The 19,216-nt window shown below is 46.5% G+C and carries 7 protein-coding genes and 1 pseudogene; 4 read left to right on the forward strand and 4 right to left on the reverse strand.

The genetic code is table 11. The features are described 5' to 3' along the window. Window positions 1-79: 79 nt before the first annotated feature. Window positions 80-337 (reverse strand): annotated as a pseudogene (locus QT979_RS18020) (sensor histidine kinase); the annotation flags it as partial. A gap of 419 nt (window positions 338-756) precedes the next feature. Here QT979_RS18020 and QT979_RS18025 point away from each other — a divergent pair. Further along, window positions 757-2,181: a diguanylate cyclase domain-containing protein gene (locus tag QT979_RS18025; RefSeq protein WP_333311298.1), complete on the forward strand. Its 1,425-nt coding sequence runs from the start codon at window positions 757-759 to the stop codon at window positions 2,179-2,181. 490 nt (window positions 2,182-2,671) lie between these two features. Here the strand turns inward: QT979_RS18025 and QT979_RS18030 are convergent, their stop codons facing one another. Then, window positions 2,672-7,819 (reverse strand): CHAT domain-containing protein, encoded by a 5,148-nt coding sequence (locus QT979_RS18030; RefSeq protein ID WP_333311299.1) that lies wholly within the window; start codon window positions 7,817-7,819, stop codon window positions 2,672-2,674. A 205-nt stretch (window positions 7,820-8,024) separates the two neighbouring features. On the opposite strand from QT979_RS18030, the gene coaE reads away from it, so the two are divergent. Both coaE and patX read left to right on the forward strand, forming a co-directional pair. Then, window positions 8,025-8,762, forward strand: coding sequence for a dephospho-CoA kinase (gene coaE / locus QT979_RS18035; RefSeq protein WP_333210714.1), 738 nt, complete (start codon window positions 8,025-8,027; stop codon window positions 8,760-8,762). An 808-nt stretch (window positions 8,763-9,570) separates the two neighbouring features. Next, window positions 9,571-9,771 (forward strand): heterocyst-inhibiting protein PatX, encoded by a 201-nt coding sequence (patX, locus tag QT979_RS18040; protein WP_333210716.1) that lies wholly within the window; start codon window positions 9,571-9,573, stop codon window positions 9,769-9,771. A gap of 311 nt (window positions 9,772-10,082) precedes the next feature. Here patX and QT979_RS18045 read toward each other — a convergent pair whose 3' ends face one another. Beyond that, window positions 10,083-11,489: a TldD/PmbA family protein gene (locus QT979_RS18045; protein WP_333210718.1), complete on the reverse strand. Its 1,407-nt coding sequence runs from the start codon at window positions 11,487-11,489 to the stop codon at window positions 10,083-10,085. A gap of 402 nt (window positions 11,490-11,891) precedes the next feature. Between QT979_RS18045 and QT979_RS18050 the strand changes: the two genes are divergently transcribed. Then, a complete protein-coding gene (locus QT979_RS18050) occupies window positions 11,892-13,508 on the forward strand; it encodes a HAMP domain-containing sensor histidine kinase (RefSeq protein WP_333311300.1) in 1,617 nt (538 codons plus the stop codon). Window positions 13,509-13,680: 172 nt separating this feature from the next. Here QT979_RS18050 and QT979_RS18055 read toward each other — a convergent pair whose 3' ends face one another. Further along, entirely contained in the window at window positions 13,681-19,197 is a 5,517-nt protein-coding gene (locus QT979_RS18055; protein WP_333311301.1) for an AAA family ATPase, read from the reverse strand. Between the last annotated feature and the right edge of the window lie 19 nt (window positions 19,198-19,216).

Genomic DNA, 19,216 nt, shown 5'->3' on the forward strand with positions numbered 1-19,216 from the left:
AACTTATATTTAACTCGGCTTGAAGATATCGATCGCTCTTATTCTTGATGTGCGATCGATTATTCAGCAAGCCCTAAGTAGGAAACCAAAGCGTCCAAATTTCCATAATATGAGTTGTACCACAGGCAATTATGAAGGCGCCAAACAGAAAAAATACTTTCTGAAATGGAGTATCTTGGCGCTGTCGCACAAAATAGATTAGCATGATGGGGATGGAATAGTAAGCGAGCGCAATTAAACCATCGGATAAAATATGTAATCCTACTAAGTTTGTTTGCCAGAGATAGCAGTGACCATGAGGAATGAATCCTCCACTTTCAAAAAATTGTGTAATCATATCTAACCTGCATTATTCATGAGTGCTGAAGTGCTGATCGATTGAGTTCTGCCATTGCCCGCTTCATAGTCGAAGTCTTACCGGGAAAACCACTTGTGAGTAGAGAGATGTCAAGTGGCCAACCTAGCAGCACGAGACATCCGATTGCAATGACGAGTAGACTTGCCCTTTCAGAAATGTGCTTGTTCATACAGCAGATTGCGTTGAAAAAATGTTTTCCTAATGTTAACCGAAACGAAGAAGGGCAACTACGGAGGGATTATCCCTACCTCAACAAGTCAGATTTTGTAGGGGCTGTGGCAGCGTGCCATTCCTCGAACTCTGCGATCGCAGGATTTCTTCCTGCGTAAAGTGAGTTTATAACCTAATAATTCAACTATACTCTTATTCATAGGCTTGTAGTCCTCTGGCAAGAAACTATGGAAAGGAGTAGGATTCTCGATAGAACTAGCGATAGAGTGAGCGATCCAGCTACCAACTACCGCGGCAATATTTTAATTGTTGACGATCTGCCTGACAACCTGCGTCTTCTGAGCCGTAGTTTGAGGAGACATGGTTATAAAGTTCGCTGTGCCACAACAGGTGAAAAGGCGATCCGAGCCGCCCAATCGCCATGGACGGAACTAATTTTACTAGACATTAAATTGCCGGATTTAGATGGCTATGAAGTTTGTAAACAATTAAAATCTAACGAGCAAACCACAAGCATTCCGATAATTTTTTTGAGTGTTCTCAATGAAACTTTCAATAAGGTTCAGGGGCTGGCTGTTGGTGGCGTAGATTATATTGCTAAGCCGTTTCAAATCGAAGAAGTATTAGCTCGTGTCGAAACTCACCTAACCATCCGACGGTTGCAACAAAGCCTCCAAGAGCAGAACTTACGTCTCTTGAGAGAAATGGAAGAACGCCAACGTCTCGAAGCATCCCTCTTTGCCGAAAAAGAACTCGCTCAAGTGACTCTACAATCGATTGGTGATGCAGTTATTACTACCAATGCTCAAGGTAATGTGCGATTTTTCAATCCTATCGCTGAGCAACTGACAGGCTGGAAGGCTTATGAGGCTAAGGGACTCCCCCTGTCTACAGTCTTTGAAATTGTCAATGAAGTAACGCGAAAGCCAGTACAGAATCCGATCAACAAGGCTCTGTTGGAGAAGCGAATTGTGGGCTTAGCTAACCATACTATACTGATTGCGCGCGATGGGACGGAGTATGCCATTGACAACTCAGCAGCACCGATTCGAGACTGCCAAGGTCAAATTATCGGGGCAGTCATCGTCTTTCATGATGTTACCGAAGCGCGCAATTTTGCTCGTCAACTCTCTTGGGAAGCTAGTCACGATGCTCTGACGGGTTTAATCAACCGTCGAGGATTTGAGCAGCGACTAATGGAGGCGATCGCCTCTGTTCAAGATAGCAATCAGCAGCACGCTCTCTGTTATTTAGATTTAGATAAGTTCAAAGTCGTTAACGATACCGCTGGTCATATTGCTGGCGATGAGCTACTGCGCCAAATCATTAGACTTTTACAAAAGGGAGTCCGCGCTAATGACACACTGGCTCGCTTGGGAGGTGATGAATTTGGTCTTTTGCTTACTAAATGTTCCCTCTCTAAAGCCACTCTAATTGCGGAAAACCTCAAAGATATAGTGCATCAGTTTCGGTTTATTTGGGATAGCAAAACCTTTATCATCGGGGTCAGTATTGGAGTTGTTGCCATTAACCAAGACAGCCATGACTTGATGGAGGTTATGGGGGCGGCTGATTCAGCTTGTTATGCTGCCAAAGGCAAAGGTCGCAACTGTGTTCATGTTTATCGTTTAGATGATGGCGAACTAATATAATTAGACAATGTGGTGAGAGGCAGTAGATTTCCAACATCCGCCGTGCGTTAGAAACCAATCGTTTTTGTCTCTACTCTCCAAAGATTCGCTCTATTACCTCGTAACCCATCATTAGAGCATTATGAAATTTTGTTAAGAATGCTTGACCAAAACGGAGAAAGCGTTGCTCCCAATGAGTTTATTCTCACCGCCGAGCGTTATGGCTTGATAACCAAGAGCTATTGTTGTTGCACAAGCGAAACTTTTTGATTAAATTATCCTAATTTATCTGGGCTAAAAGTTTTTAGTAAACACTTGTCTACAATCAATATTTTCGGCGCTAGCAGTCGAGTTTTTTTTTATTCTTCTTGTTCCATTTTATCCCGTTTTCGATGTTGAGGTCGCGGTTTCTAGTGTGAGTTACCGCACTTTTTTAGGTATTCCAATCCTCCGAGTTTTGCGACTTGTTCTCTCCCGTTTTTTTAGGTGATCGCACCCTCTTCCTTCAGAATTACCACGGCGAACCGATCATGGTAAAAGCAGCCCAATAATAAGGATGCGACAAATTTCGATCGCCCCGGGCGGCCAACTCCGACGGCAAAGGCAGAGCTTGATTGTTGCCCGATCGTACCAAATAACCATCTTGCAGCCGCACTTCACCTCGCAACATCGCCAACTGCGCTTGCCGCAAAGCCTCCGCCTTAATCGGCGCTGTACGCAACTGCTGGTAAAACTCAGTCATCAGCCCCAAAGTACCGACATCGCTGACATACCACAAACTCGCCAAAGCCGATTTTACCCCCGCGTGCACCGCCAACCCCGCAAACCCCAACTCAGCTTGTTCGTCTCCCACCGCCGTAGTACACGCACTCAAAACCAACAACTCCACCTGCGGGTTAGATAACTTCAACTGATCCAACTGATTCAACCGCAACTTAGTATCCCAAAACTGAATGTAAGAATTTTGGGCACCCCCAGGTTGAAAATCGCCGTGAGTAGCTAAATGAATAATTTTGTATTGCGATTGATTGCGCTTCTGCTTCAAATTTGCCAAAGTAAAAGCTTCATTGAGAAAAGACGAACCTGGCCAAATCTTGCCCACAATTGTCGATATTTCCAAAGGCACCGCAGGCAAAGGATTTTGATCGTATTTAGCGGGAAAATTCGACGCACCCATCGCTAACACTTCAGAACCCTTAACATCGGCATAGCGAGTATCAGTTAAACTCAAACTCGGAATCAGCCCCAAACTGTACTTTTCTACCAAAAACTGCTTGCCGTCGTAAAGAGCAGCCAAAGGCAAAGTTCGCAAACCGACATCCATAGAAAACACCAAAGTGTCAATCTTGTTAGCATCCAATTCCGGTTGCAGCGGTGCAATTAACCACTGGTAAAGTTCCTCGGCAGGTTGCTTGTAGTCAGCAGCATTCAATCTCCTGGGAGTTCTGATAGCATTAGTGAATTCTTTAGCAACTTGCAAGACTGTCTCGCGGCTTGCAGGCACACTTTTAAAAACATTTTTGCCGTCTGGCAATAACAACACAAGTTCTAAATGTTTGTCTTTTGCCCATACGTAAAGGATGGCGGGTTTAACCCCAGTCAACTGATTGACGCTGTTGAGAGTATCTCGAATACTTTTCTGCGTAACTGACTTTTCAGTGACAGTCCCCCCAAAGTAACGTTCAAATTCCCGGCCCTGAGTTCTATCCCTTTGCTGCACTGCGTCGATCGGATTTATTTGCGCGATCGAGTTCGATCGAGAAATCTCAGGAACCCTCACATTCCCCATACTTTCTGCTGTCACCGCACTCGCCGGCTTCTGTGGAGTTGTTGCCACACTGGCGTTTTCTGTCGCCACAGGCGTACCCAAATTGCCTTTTAACACCGACGGCGACAGCAGTACCGGGCCCGCAGCAGTCTGGTTAGACTGAGCCTCAACAGGCGCAGCAGCAGGTTCTGGCGAGACATTTGTGGTACTGATCTTTGCCGCAGACGCTGTGGGACCGAGAATCACCTGAGTCACAATTTGTTGAGAATTGTCTGTAGTTTGCAGTTCCACGCTGGTAGTTGGTGCCGGACTCGGCACGATCGCCAGCGGCCCGATCGCAGTTGAGGAGGTGGCAGTGTTCGACTTCGAGTTTCCAGCCCCAACAGTCGCCACCGTGCAGGTTCCCGACGAGCAAGTGCTTTGCAGCAACGTCTGTGAACCCGATTGAGCCAGCCCGTCTGTAGAAATGCTGACCTGGGCGCGCTCAGCATTAGTTCCTGTTCCCGCAGCCCGAAACGCTCCCCCAGCCTCGATTGCCACATCGCCGCCCGTATTGCCACGAGCTTTGATCGAAACAACTTCAACATCTTTCTGTCCGATAATTTGGCTCGAACCGGCACTTCCCGATTGCGAACTCGAGTTGATCACCCCTGTAACGATCCGGCCCGGCGCCGCAATCGAAATATCTCCCCCGCTTCTGGCACCAAAAGCATCGATGTTGCCAGTTTCTACCGCACCGGCGCTGCGAATATTGATAGGGCCCGCCACCCCGGAAGTTGAGCGAGATGAAACCGTACCAGCAGTCAACTTGCCTTGGGTGCTATTGATGTTAATCCCCGCAATCGAGGTAACGTCTCCGACGGCTACAGTACCGCCCATCAAAGAAATCGTAGCGTTATCAGTGCCGACGATCGCACCCGTTCCCAGGATCGCGCCTGCGCCATTGGGCGATCGGATCGTCGTCGGATCTTGAAATGTCAACGCCAGTGGCGTTGAATTTGGCGTTGAATCTGGCATTGGAGAACCAATCGAGATCGCACCGCTACCGTCAGCGCGCCCGATCGTGATCGAAGCAAACCCATTCCGAAAAGTGTTCAATTCAGCAGCAGTCAAGTTCAGAGCTTCTGTATCGCCAGAACCTTGAATTATAATATTTTGACTAGGATCAGCCGGTTGCAGCACCAGATTGCCGTTGCTGGCGATCGAATTTTTGTCACCCGTCAAGTCAATTTCGTTGCCCGTCAGGGTAATATCTCCCCCTGTTTGGGCGCCACCAGCTTCGATCGCCCCGGCAGTGACTCCATTGCGCCCCGTCAGCGTCACCTTCCCCGCGCGATCGCCCCTCGTGTCGATCGCCCCGGCAGTCACCGTGCCCTGTGCAGTAACACTAACATCTCCCGCCGAATTGCCTATATCTTCGGAAGGATTGACAGAAGTGTTGATGGTGCGGGCAGTTCCAGTAAGTAGCTGACCGGTTGTGACATTGCCTGCGGTGCTGGCGATGCGAATTTCCTGATTGTTGGTAGTGATATTTCCGGTTCTGATATTGCCGTCAGCTTTGAGAGTAATTGAGGCATTGTCGGCCGCTGTCAAGGAATTTGTGGTAGTGATTGTTCCCAAACCCGCTGGCGATTGAATAATTAGCGGATCATAAAATGTGAAATCGTTGGCAATCAGAATTGAACCGATACCGTTGCTGCGCCCGATCGTAATTCCAGCAAACCCATTTTCCAAACTTCCGAGGTCGCTTGCCGTCAGATTCAAATAAATATTAGTACCGACATCTCCAGAACCGCCGATCGCAATATTTTGACCGGGACTCCAAGGTTGCAGTACCAAAAAGCCAGTACCGCTGACTGAATTTTTGGCACCAGTCAAATTAATTTCATTACCAGTCAAAGTAATGTTTCCCGAACCCCCAGCGATCGAGCTCACTCCCAGAACATTCCGAGCCGTCACAGTTACATTTCCCGTCGCTTTGGAGCCGCTGGCATCAATTTTTGGGGCCGTTACGTTCAGGCCTTCAAGCAAAATATTCCCGCTGCTGCCGGTGCTGGGATTGGATGAAGAAATATTGTTTGCAACGGTTGTTCCCGGACTAATCAAACTAATATTTCCGCCGTTACTCGACAAATTGCCTGCCGTAATTTGACTTCCCGAAATGGCGATCGCACCGCCAGCCGTGCTAATTGTATCTCCAGAATTCATCGAAAAAACACCCGCACCACTGCGATCGGCATCCGCTCTAAATGTTACCGAACCAGTAGTTGCCTGAAAGCTCAACAGATTGTCCGCCAAATCAGCAATTGTAATATCATTGAGCGCTTCGAGAACCACATTTGCCGTCGCCGACATACTTTCCAAAGCTGTAGCCGAAATTGTCAGCGAAGGCTCAGAATTGTTTTCCTGTCCTGGTACCGTTCCTGTTGACAAAATATTATTGTTGGCAATTATTGCCGCATCGCCCGCAGCTTCTGGGGAATCTGTAATTAAAATATTTTCTGGATCTAACAGCAAAGTCCCCAAACCGTTTGTTCCAGAGGTATCAACAGTACCGTTAAAAATCAATCTTTGCTTGCCCGAAACTTCCACAAACCCGCCAACACCTGCGGTTCCCGTTGCAGAAACGCCATTTGCGCTAATGCTGCCCAAAAATGCTGTTGTGTTGTCAGCCCAGACAAAAACTCTGCCGCCATTGCCTGATTCAGTTGCGTTGGCTGCGATCGAACTTTTGCCATCCACGTAAGTCATCCTGGCATTCGGCACAGTTCCCTCGCCTCGGTAATCTCCCCCGATCCGCACCGTTCCGCCGCCGTCGGGCCCCGAAGCCTCAATCTTCGCTCCCAAGAGCCCTACCTTGTCACCCAACACGTTGACGCTGCCTCCCGCGCCCCCCCTGGCAGACACGTCCGCAGAACCCGCTACCAGCGCAGTTCCAGCACCTGCAGGCACTGTTTGGCTGCCTGTGAGTACGACTTCACCTTGAGCGTTCGTAGTTATACCCGTAGCGTTAGCCACGCCGGGGCCCGAAAGCAGCCGAGGTAAAGTCAGCGGAGAGAAGGGAACCGCTTCGGAACCCGACACTCCGGCTGCTGGAGAAACTTCTAAACTCAGCAAAAGTCCGTTTTGACTCAACCGCACCAGATTTTCACCATGGACAGCCGCCACAGTAATTTGACCGCCTGGGGCTGAAAGTTGCCCTGTACTGATGACCGTACCGCCCAGCAAAGTCAAATTTTGCCCGGTTCCGACAGCCAAGTTACCGGCATTGACAATACTTCCGGGCTGTGAGCCAAAAACAAAAGCATTCGGCGTTCCGACTAGGGCGGCGTAGTCGATCGCCCCAGTACCGTTGAACCAGCCGTTGTCAAAACCGATACCGCTAGCAGTGGTAGCAAAAAAAGACCCGGACACATCGAGTCGGGCATTCGTTCCAAAAATAATCCCTGCGGGATTCATCAGCAACAAATTAGAATTGCCGCCACTAACTTGAATTAAACCGTTAATTAAGGAAGCATCCCCGCCGACAACACGACCGAGGATATTTTTAACGCTTGGGTTGGAGATGAAATTGGCAGTTTCGCCAGGATTCAGATTAAACCGAGTAAAACTGTGGAACAAATTTGCTCCGTCTCTGGAGGGAGTGCCGCCTTTAATGTCGTAGCGAGGAGGCGACCCTGTACCTGGGCCGGTGACAGCGGTTCCGGTGCGGTCTGGGGCTGGAGTAATAGATTGTGCCGCAGCAATTTGAGATTGGGGATAAATTGCCACGAGTACCCATCCGCTGCTGTTTTCCTTGAGGAAAACCAGGTTGGGTAAAAAATCTACTATCAAAAATCCAGCAAGGGGAATTGCTGCCAGAATCGACCGCACAGCACGTTGAGCATTCATAAGTTTGCCTCGGTCTAGACCTTAATTCGAGTTTAAAATTGAGATTTTAGGTAAAAAAGAGTCGATCGCACCCCAATGCTGACACTTCCTAACGCGAACTCTCGATCGCAAATCTTAAAATTTAAGTCTAAATTTGATTGTGTCACCAACATAGCAAAGACTGACAGTAAGTGTCGAAACACAGGAAGTTTAAACAGAGAAAATTATGAACGATCGCATTGTCCGTCTGATTGGTTTAACTGGGGGCATCGCCACCGGTAAAACCGCTATATCTAATTATCTGAGAGATGCCTGTGGATTTCCGATTTTAGATGCCGATATTTACGCCCGCGAAGCTGTGAACCCCGGTTCGCCAATACTTGACTCTATTGTAAAACGATACGGTGCCGGTATTGTGCTCCCGGATGGCAATTTAAATCGGCCAGAGTTGGGAAGTATTATTTTTTGTAACGCAGACGAGCGGCAGTGGTTGGAACAACAGATTCACCCTTACGTGCGCCGCCGATTAGTTGAGGAAACTCAAAGCTGCATTGCTGCATCGAGTTTGGTATCCCAAGGCACACAGGATTTAGGTACAAAGACTCAAGAAACCGGCTTTTTTCACCCTCATCAAAAGCTAGAACGAAGTATTGTTGAAAAAAAACCCGGTTTCAGCGCGCCGGCTGACACGTTGACTTTGGTTTTGGTAGTGCCGCTGCTGTTTGAAGCTAACATGACTGACTTGTGTACCGAAATTTGGGTAGTGTACTGTTCACACGAAGTGCAGTTAGAACGACTAATGCAGCGAGACTGCTTGAGTTACGATCGAGCTAATGCCCGCATTAACGCCCAGTTGCCGCTGGCTCAAAAGTGTCAACAAGCTGATGTTATTTTGGACAACTCGTCAACGCTCGACTCGCTATTCCAGCAGGTAGATGTGCAAGTCAATCGCGTTGAGATTTGAGATTTGAGATTGAATCCGCGATATGGGTTTTAAAACCAGGTTTTTTTACTTTTTGCGCGCCAGTTCGATTTGAGAGTTGAGATTTGAGATTGAATCCACGATTTTGTCAACGGGCTTTTTTCCCAACCGCTTTCGACTCCTCCTTCAAAGTGGCGCGTAAGCCCTCTTGTCACAAAGCAAGATCAAAAAAGATCAGAAAAAATCATAAAAAATCAAAGGTTCACAATTTATTTAAACATACAATAGCAACCATTTATGAAGTTAATGTGAAAATTAAGTTTTGCCCGCTTTAAGGAATCTCATTATTCAACAAGATATTTATATGTAACGTGCGGATGGAGCGCCTCGGTACTCTCTTGTTGTGTCTTTCATCCTAGGGTTGCCGCTTCACCTCAATAAATTATGAAGTTAATCATAAAAGTAGTAAAACTTTACAATTGGCGTTTTATTTCCTTGTTGGAAGACTGTTTCAAGAGGTTTCCAGGGGCGATACCCTTTTAGATTTTAGATTTTAGATTGGGGAATGATTTATAACTACCAGGGTTGGCAAGACGGGCATATAAGAGTAGCATGATTTTTTTGAACATGGTCTTGAATTATGCTGGTTGCCCGTAAGTAGCAGATAACTAGAAATTGTCCGCGAACAAGGGAGCTAGAGGATGGATTTAACCCGCTTTTAACCAAAACTCAAAAAAATTGTAGGTTCCCTCACTTACTAATTGATGACTTCGCCACAATTATTTTTTTTATCCTGATAGCAGAGTACAGACTGCGTATCAAGAAGGGGAAAATACAAACACCAAAATTTATGATGCGCGTTTACTCTTCCATCCTGATGTCAAGCCTGTTACTGAGTAGTACCGCAGTTAATGCTCAAAGCTTAGAAACTCGATCGACCTTTTCTGCTCAAGACAACTCTGCTTCAGAAATTTTAACCGCTCTACCTGAAACTCAGAGCTTGTACGATAACGAGAAAGATACGGCGCCAGGACGAGGTGATGGGAGATAAAGCCAAAAAAAGCGATAATTGCAGGGAGTTAGGGGGAGAATGGGAAAATAGAAAATGGGGAGAAGAAAAGAAAAATTGAAGATTTCGATTTATTAATTCGGGACTTACGTACTGCGTAGCAAAAAACCGCTTTTTTAGCGGTACTTGACGACTCAAAGCATAATTGTTCGCTATTCCGGTTTTTTGGCCAAGCGTCCTCAAGATATCAGACACCACCAACGGGCGCGAAATGTTGCACTCAAAAAAAAAAGAAAGGTAAAGCGCGAGTAGGAATGTGGCGCTTTACCTTTCTTTTTTAAACTTTTGCAGCTTTAATCTTCTTCTGCAGCTTCGCCACCAACAACCACATCGCGAATCCGCAAACTCGGACCGCCGCAGCCCACGGGCAAACCGCTTTGCCCTGCCTTGCCGCAGCCACCGGATTCATCCCAGTAGAAATCGTCGCCGATCGCCTCAATATCAGCTAAAGTGCTGAAAACATTACCCGAAAGAGTAACATCCCGCACCGGATTGTCTAATTTTCCGTCGCGGATCATCCAAGCTTCGCCGGCACTGAAAGTAAACATTTCGCCGTTAGTCATGCCGCCTTGCCAATTGCGCGCATAAACTCCTTCTTTGATACCAGAAAATAAGTCAGCAACTGGCGTGTCACCGCGTTCGATCCAAGTATTCGTCATGCGGACGATCGGCGGATAATGATAATTCAAACACCGAGCATTGCCAGTAGGCGTTTCTCCCAACTTGCCCGCCGTTTCCCGCGAGTGCAATCGCCCGACTAAAGCGCCGTCTTTTATTAACTGAGTAGTAGTCGCGGGAGTGCCTTCATCGTCGTAGAAATAGCTGCCCCGGTGTCCCTCTGGCGCTGCACCGTCGAAAATTTGCAAGTTTTCTGGGCCGAACTGGCGGCCGAGGGTCATAATTTCCAAAATGTCAGGATTTTCGTAGGCCATGTCGGCTTCGGAAAGGTGTCCGAAGGCTTCGTGGACGAATAATCCGGTCAAAATTGGGTCGATGACGACGGTGTAGGTGTTGCCTTGGACGGGGGGTAAGGCTAGAGAATCTACAGCGCGCTGGGCGGCGCTGCGAACTTGAATATCGAGATCGGTTAAATCTTCGTAAGCTTTGCGGGAACCAGTAGTTTCTCGGCCAGTTTGTACGGTTTCCCCGCTGCGGGCTGTGGCGGCAAAGCGCATTTCCATGTCTGCCCAACCTTGTTCGAGCATGGTGCCTTCGGAGGTGGCGAGGATGATGCGCTGGGTGCTGTCGCCGTAGCGCACGGAGATGGTGGCGATGCGGGGGTCAATGCTGCGGAGAATGGCCGCGTAGCGATCGCACAATTGCTTTTTGTCAATTAGGGGAACCAGACGGGGGTCTGTTCCTGTCAGCGGCAGCAAGCAAATGTCTTGTACTGGGGTGACTGGCGCCAGGATCGTTTCTTCTTCGCCGATCAGTTTTGCCGCGGCGATGGCTTCTTCGATTCTTTCGGCGAGGGTGGAAAGTCGGTTAAAACTGGCAAAGCCCCAACCGCCTTTGTGGCAAGCTCTGACTTGGCCGCCAATTGAGACTCCTTCGCTGAGGGTTTCAATTTTTTCGCCCCGCAGCAGGATGTCGGTGCCTTCGGCTTCTTCCAGTCGAATTGCCAGATAATCGACTTGGTGGCGGTAGCGTGCCATTAAGTCGGACAGCAGATTTTTCGAGTCGGCGATCGAGGTGGGCATAAGGAAAGCACGGTGTTTAACTTACTTCATTTTGCACTTTTGTCAGGGCGATCGTCCAAAATACCGCCGCAAGCGCGGAGATTGCGACTTATTGGTACGGTTCTGCCAATATCGTTAGTTGACAAATGTGGATATCCTGTGAGTTAGGAGGAAGGCGCAAGAAATTATGCGGGATTTTTCGATTGTGCTGGTGCTTGACCCAGCCCAAAAACGGATACCGTGCCACGTACTTAAGTCGTGGAAAGATAAAAATTTTAGACCAAAGTTCAATCTCCCAGATTTATCTGTGGGGTAAATCTAAAATCTAAAATCTAAAATCTAAAATCGACTGACTCCTAACTCCTGAACTTTCCTATACATAAATACTTCACCCTTCATGCCTCCGAAGGTGGGTTTATAACTGTGAATACTTACTTTTTACCGACAATAAGCGAAATTTTAGCCTCCGAAGGCCAAGAAAATGACCTCGGTCTCTTGGATGCTAAGTTGGCGGGAGAAAACAACCGCCATCGGTGTCCTGCAAGCCGTGGGGCTTCTCGCCTGAAAGCTGAACAGGAATGGTACGGGGCGATCGCAGCTTTGAATCAAATGCTCGATCGGCACAAAGCAGGACAAAAAACAAATGCCGATCGAGCAAATGGTCGATCGACAATCCCCAATTCCTGTCAGGGATTGGTTTTGTCCGGCCCGTCTTCGGTTTTGACTGACCCCGCTTTGGCCAACGGCTTTGCCAATTGGATTTTTACCAGTATTCCCGACAACGATGCAGCTTTGTGGTCTTTTCGGGCTAGACAAACTTTAGCTTTAATGCCGGCGGCTGATGTGCAAACATCAGTGCCTGCGGCGGCCCCGGCTTTGGCTTTGGCAAGTGGCGATCCCTTAGCCAACGAGCAGTTTTGTTTGGTTTTAACTGCTAGTTTTAGCCTGGTGATGGTTTTGGGTGAAAATTCTGCCGGAATTCCGGCTTTTCTATTTTCTTTCGATCCGCAAGTAGTGGCGAAAGCTTGGGAGGTTTTGCGGCGCAGGGTGACTGAAAGCGAATGTTTGCTTGCCAATTCTGACGGTAGCTTCAATTTACCAGTTAGCCAATTAACTAATAATTCTACTAAATTAGACGCGCTGTTCCAGCAGTTTTTGCCTGTGGAGCCAAATTATCAAACAGTGATGCAGTTCAGCCGCTTGCTGTTGCATAATTTGCCGGTTGGGAAAGATGAAGCAGGCAGGATCAAGGATGAAAGAATTGATGATGGTTTGAACCATAGACATCACAAGTTATCTGCTACAGATATCCACTGCAAATCTCCCATGCCTCTGGCTACTAAAGAGGTGGAATTGCTACAGGCGATCGCCCACGAAGTCCGCACTCCTTTGGCTACTATTCGCACGCTGACTCGGCTGCTGCTGAAACGTCCCAAACTTGAACCAGTGGTGATCAAGCGTTTGGAAATGATTGATGCTGAGTGTACCGCTCAGATCGATCGCTTCGGTTTAATTTTCCGCGCCGTGGAATTGGAAATGTCGCAAGCTAAAAATTCTGGCGTGCAGCTAACAGCAATGTCCCTCGGTGAAGTGCTACAAAATAGCATTCCCCGCTGGCAAAAACAGGCCGCTGTGCGAAACCATACTTTGGAAGTTATTGTGCCGAAAAAGTTGCCTGCGGTAGTCAGCGATCCGACGATGCTGGATCAGGTTTTAACTAATTTGATTGAGAATTTTACTCGAACTTTGCCTTCCGGGAGTCGCATTCAGGTGGAGGTGACATTAGCGGGCAATCAGTTAAAGTTGCAGTTGGAATCGGAACACCTACCTGAAGATAATGGCGCATCGACTTTTGCAGCTAAGGCGAATGGTCCTTTGCGATCGATCGGGCCTTTGTTGATGGTGCAGCCGGAGACGGGAAGTTTGAGTTTAAATTTGAGCGTGACTAAGAATTTATTTCGGGCTGCTGGCGGGAAGTTGGTAATTCGCCAGCGACCGCAAAAGGGTGAGGTGATGACGGTATTTTTGCCGTTGCAATAGTAGTCAGTTGTCCGTAGTTGGTTGTCAGTTGTCGGTTGTTATTATATCAATTCCGGTTGCATCGGAATAATTTAACCGCAGAGGACGCAGAGAACGCAGAGGAAGAGAAGAGAGAGATTAATAATATCGGTCAACAACGGACAACGGACAACGGACAACTGATAACTAATTCTTAATCAATTAAAATCTCAATGACAAACTCCGTTCCTTCTCCCGGTGTAGAAAAACAACTCAGTTTGCCCCCGTGTTTTTCTTCTACAATTTGACGCGCGATCGCCAGTCCCAACCCAGTTCCTTTGCCCACATCTTTAGTGGTAAATAGATGGTCGAAAATATGATTTTTTACCTCTTCTGACATTCCTTTTCCGTTATCGGCGATGGAAATTTTTACCTTTTCACTTTCTACTTTTGTCCGAATAGTGATGTGATTGGGATGGGCTTTAATTTCGGCAAAACTTCGTCCTTGATTTGATTCTTCTAAGGCATCGATCGCATTTGCTAACAAATTCATAAATACCTGGTTTAATTGTCCCAAATAACAGTTTACTTGGGGAATATTGCCGTACTCTTTAATGATTTTAATTTCAGGATGCTTGTCGTTCGCTTTCAGGCGATGCCGTAAAATCATCAAAGTGCTATTGAGACCTTCGTGGATATTGGCCTCAACTTTATGGGCCGTATCGGCACGAGAGAAAGTGCGGAGGGATGTGCTGATGTTCTTGATGCGCTCGCATCCTATTTTCATAGAGCTCAACATTTTGGGTAAATCTTCTACTAGATAATCTAAGTCTATTTCCTCTGCTTTCTCAATTAATTCTGCTCCGGGTTGAGGAAACTTTTCTTGATAGAGGTGCAAATAATCAATTAAGTCTTGGACTCCAGCATGAGCTTCATTAATGTTGCCGGCAATGAAACCAATGGGGTTGTTGATTTCATGGGCAACCCCGGCCACTAGATTACCTAATGCTGACATTTTTTCACTTTGGATCATTTGCATCTGAGTTTGCTGAAGTTCATTCAAAGTCTGCTGCACTTGGTGATAGAGGCGGGCATTTTCCAGAGCGATCGCCGCTTGACTAGAGAGAAAATTCAGCACTAGGAGGCGATCGCGACTAAACACCCCGCTGGTTATCCGATTTTCTAGATATAAAATGCCGACCAAATTCCCCTGATTTAGAATTGGCAAACCCAGCAAACTCTCTGGTTGGTGGTGGTCTAAATAATCGTCAATCACAGGCAGATCAGTTTTGGCGTGATCGATGACAACTGCTGCTAGGGTGTTTTTGACATACTGGATTAATTTAACAGGAACGCTGGGATTATTCTCTAGGGGCTGCGTTTGCAGGCTAATGTTTTCCCACGTAGCTATCGCCCGCACTTGCCATTGTTGATCTTGGCATAGCATCAGTGCACAGCGATCGGCTCCGGAGTTTTGTAACATGGTTTGGCTCAGAATTTGGAGCAACTCATCCAGGTCGATCGTGCTGGAGATCATTTGGGAGATTTGCAGCAGGGTCGTAAAATCTAGAGCATGGTTGATCGAGGTGCTTGAGGTAGTGTGGTGGGTACTCGAATGAATTGAGTAGGTGGGATTGGTGAGGGTGGATAGGGTTTCTAAAATAGTGACGGGTTGGCCGGACTGTTGTAAGATGGGGCGCAGCAGATCGGGATAACGTTTTTCTAGGTCATCGGTTTTGGCTTTTGCTCCCCAGCGGGCGTAACAATAGTAGGCTTCCTGCATATAGCCTGCAGCGACTTTTTCTTTGCCCCAGCCGAGGTAGAATTTAGCGGCGAGTTCGTGGGCGAGGGCTTCCTCGTTGAGGAATTGGTTGTCTTTAGCCAGTTGAATGGCGCGATCGTACAACTCAGCAGCCGGCCATTTTTCTTCAGCAACGCGAGCCATCTCCGCCTCTAAAAGCAGAAATTTGGACAAACAGTTTTCAGGACAGTTGTGTGCCCAAATTTGAAGTTGTTGCCGATTATTCTGAACAACTTCTTGATAATCTTTGGGTTGTTTTTCCGGTGCTTCCCCATAAAGTTGCAAGACGGTCAAAGACTGATAAAAACAATGCAGAACACGTTGAAATTGTCCATATAGTGCATTAGAAAACTCGGTCGCGGCTACTAACATTTCATAAGCCTTAGCATACTCACCATAGGTGAAAAACAAAAAGGCTTTAGCGAAATAGTATGTACTACTGCCATAGCCATAGCCAATTTCATTGAACGTCGCTAGCGCCGACTCTTCATCAAATGTTTCAGAACTCAGGCTATACTTCCCTATCGTTAGCCCTTGCAAGTTCTCTAGGAGCTTGCACTGAAGAATTAGGGCAAATGCTGTCGTAATCTCAGTTCGTTCCGCAAAGCTGATGTACTTTTCATGTCGAGCCAGCAAAATGTGAATATCGCTTGAGACGATCGCCTGCTGCCAAAAACTGAACAGAGCACTGTGATGACACCAAGAAAAATCTCCTACCTCCATTGCCCCCTGATAAGCAGCTTGTTGCAGAACAAGATTGGAACTGACGTGCTTGCGCCAATGGTTGATAAAGTTGCCAAACGACATATAAATTTTGCCATTCAGGGTGGTGTTATGAAATTTTTCATTCACCTTCAACCCTAAAAGTCCAAACTCATAGCCCAGTTCATAGTCTTGAAAGCGTTGGCAGAGAATTGTTCCATACCAAACATAAACAAAACCCGCCACATTGGTATTCCCGTATTGCAAACAGAGATTGGTCATGTGTAGCACAACCAACACTAACAACTCCTGATTAGTTAGGTAAGTGGGCGGTACCATGTTCATTAGCAGTTTGATCTGCATCTGGCGTTCTTCATCGACAATGAGTGGTGCGTCGATTAGTCGTGCAACTGCGCGCTGATTTAAGGTTTTTTTAACTTCCAGAGCCATCCCTTCTAACTCTGCTTCATTTGGCATAATCGCCAGTTCTAAGCCTAACAGTTTCAGCCCTTCAATTCCTACCTGAATCGCCTTTTGATACAGGGCATTATTTTGATAATGAGTTAGCTGAATGGCAATAATTTTTGTTCTGTCTAAACTAAACTGGGCAGAATTAAAAGCGATTTTTATCAGTCTTTCAGCTTCTTCAAAGTTTCCTGCCAAAAACTCAGATTCCAGGCTTTCTAAATACATTGCAAATGTTAATTTATAGGCACACTGCCATTTATTGCTGGGTAGGAAACTTAAACCGAAAGCGAGATATTTTGTCGCCGATTCATACGCTGTTGATAGTTTGGCTCTCTGCCCTGCAAAGAGGCTAATTTTAGCAAGCTTTGTTCGTTCTTCTTGCTGCGTTATTAGCTCGGAACTAAGAATAAAATGATTAATAATATCGAACACTTCTTCTCCTCTTTCAACTTCTGAGAAATTCGGAAGAAGTAACTGTCCTATTTTGAGATGGGTGGCTTGCTTTTGGTCATCAGGAATTAATGAATAAGCAGCTTGCTGAACCCGATCGTGGAGAAACTTGTAGTGAGGTAATTGAGCGGCTGTTGTTGGCAATGCGGGGCTGGTGATCCGCTCTTCTTTTCCTATATAAAACTTGTAAATTTCACTGGTTGGTAAGATGAATCCTTCTTGCAAGGATTTCCACAAATCCGCAGCAGTTTCTTCCGGCGACTTCTCGCTGACTACCGCCAATGTATTCAAATCAAACTGCGCTCCAATGCACGCAGCCAACTTCAGCACATCCTGAGTTTCTGGCGGCAACTTCTGCAATTGCACCGCCATAAATTCCACTACATCATCGGTAATAGTTAGGGCTTTGACTTTGGCAATATCGCACTGCCACCCCTCTGTTACCCCTTTCTCTCCCCCCTCGGTAAGGGGGGTGGGGTTAAACGCAATCAGCCCATCTTCCTGTAGCGCCCTGAGAAATTGCGTGGCAAAAAATGGATTGCCTTGGGTTTTTTGATAAACTAACTCGGTTAATGGCTGAGCAAGAAGGATCTCGCACGAGAGCGTATCTGCTATCAAATCGTTAATATCGACTTGACTCAGAGGTTCCAAGGTAATAGTATTTACCGTTACTTGGGATTTTTCCATCTCTGCTACTGCCAACATAAATGGATGAGCCGGAGATACTTCGTTATCTCGATATGCCCCAATTACCAGCAAATTCTGAGTATCTTTTTCACTCATCAACACTTGCAAAAGCTTTAGAGATGCTGAATCTGACCATTGCAAATCATCCAAAAAAATCACTAAGGGATGCTCTTTTGTAGCAAAGACAGAGATAAATTTTTGAAATAGTAAATTGAAACGATTTTCGGCGGCACTTCCCGAAAGTTCAGAGACAGGCTGTTGTTTCCCAATAATTCGTTCCAGTTCGGGAATCACTTCTACAATAACTTGACCGTTTTCGCCAAGAGCCTTGATAATTTTCCTTTGCCATCGTTCTAGCTGAGCGTCGCTTTCTGAGAGTAATTGCTCCATCAAATCTCGGAAGGCTTGCACAAAAGCACTAAAGGGAATGTTACGTTGAAATTGGTCGTATTTGCCTTTGACAAAATAACCACGTTGCCGAACTATGGGTTTGTGAATTTCGTTGACTACAGCGGTTTTCCCAATGCCGGAAAATCCGGCTACTAGCATCATTTCGCTGCGGGATAAGTTCGAGTCTCGCCAGTCCTCCTTAATCAGGGCGAGGTCTTCTTTTACATCGTTTCTATCGGTTCCAGGCTTTTCTGGGGAAGGAGATTTAGAGGGGTTTGCTACTCGATCGAATGCTGCTAATAATGCAGCGACTTCGGTTGCTCTGCCGTAGAGTTTTTCGGGTATGATAAAGCGATCGCAAAAATCCCGCCGCCCAATGGCAAAACTCTCAATTTTACCTGTCTCATTGAGTTGTTGCAAACAAGTTTTTAAATCTGCTTTCAACCCTAATGCACTCTGATACCGACTTTCGGCATTTTTTGCCATCAATTTGCTGACAATTTCCGAGAGGACAAGGGGTATTTCGGGATTAATTTCACGTACAGATGTTGGGTGCTGGGCAATATGACAGTGGATCAATTCCATTGGATCGGTGGATTGAAATGGCAATTTTCCTGTCAGCAATTCGTAAAAAGTTACACCTAATGAATAGAAATCTGTGCGGTAGTCAAGGCCGCGATTCATCCTTCCTGTTTGTTCGGGAGATATATAGCTGAGTGTTCCTTCGATTACGTTGGGACTCATCAGTGTTTGAGTTTCTCGTGGCAGCAAAGATGCAATACTAAAGTCAATGAGTTTGACTTGTTTAGTCTCAGGATTTATTAAAATATTGGCGGGCTTAATGTCTTTGTGAATGATGCGGTGGCGGTACAGTATATCTAATGTATTGCTCAGGTCGATCGCAATTTGGAAAAAATCAACCAGAGATTGCACGGCTTTTCCTTTCCCCGTCCATTCCTTCAGAGAAATTCCCCCGAAGTCTTCCACAATCAGCGCATAGCCGTTCCGGTAGGGTTCCAAGCTGTAGGTTTCGATGATTCCGGGCAAATTTAGGTTTTTGGCGATCGTGTATTGATTGCGAAAATGCAAGAGTTCGCTGAAGCTGGGATATTCGTTTCGCAAGACTTTGATGGCGATCGGTTTTTGGTCGCAGAGGCGAATTCCGCGATAAACTAGGGTGCGAGTGCCTGAATAAATTCGAGCGAGAATTTGATAGCCAGTTAGTTCTATCATAACAATAATTATTTTGCTG

It is taken from the genome of Microcoleus sp. w2-18bC1 (genome assembly GCF_036700365.1).
Classification (GTDB): domain Bacteria; phylum Cyanobacteriota; class Cyanobacteriia; order Cyanobacteriales; family Microcoleaceae; genus Microcoleus.

Bases quoted from the DNA above. Each gene is read 5' to 3' on its own strand.
- QT979_RS18025 (WP_333311298.1), top strand. From the start codon at position 757: ATGGAAAGGAGTAGGATTCTCGATAGAACTAGCGATAGAGTGAGCGAT.
- QT979_RS18030 (WP_333311299.1), bottom strand. From the start codon at position 7,819: ATGAATGCTCAACGTGCTGTGCGGTCGATTCTGGCAGCAATTCCCCTT.
- coaE (WP_333210714.1), top strand. From the start codon at position 8,025: ATGAACGATCGCATTGTCCGTCTGATTGGTTTAACTGGGGGCATCGCC.
- patX (WP_333210716.1), top strand. From the start codon at position 9,571: ATGATGCGCGTTTACTCTTCCATCCTGATGTCAAGCCTGTTACTGAGT.
- QT979_RS18045 (WP_333210718.1), bottom strand. From the start codon at position 11,489: ATGCCCACCTCGATCGCCGACTCGAAAAATCTGCTGTCCGACTTAATG.
- QT979_RS18055 (WP_333311301.1), bottom strand. From the start codon at position 19,197: ATGATAGAACTAACTGGCTATCAAATTCTCGCTCGAATTTATTCAGGC.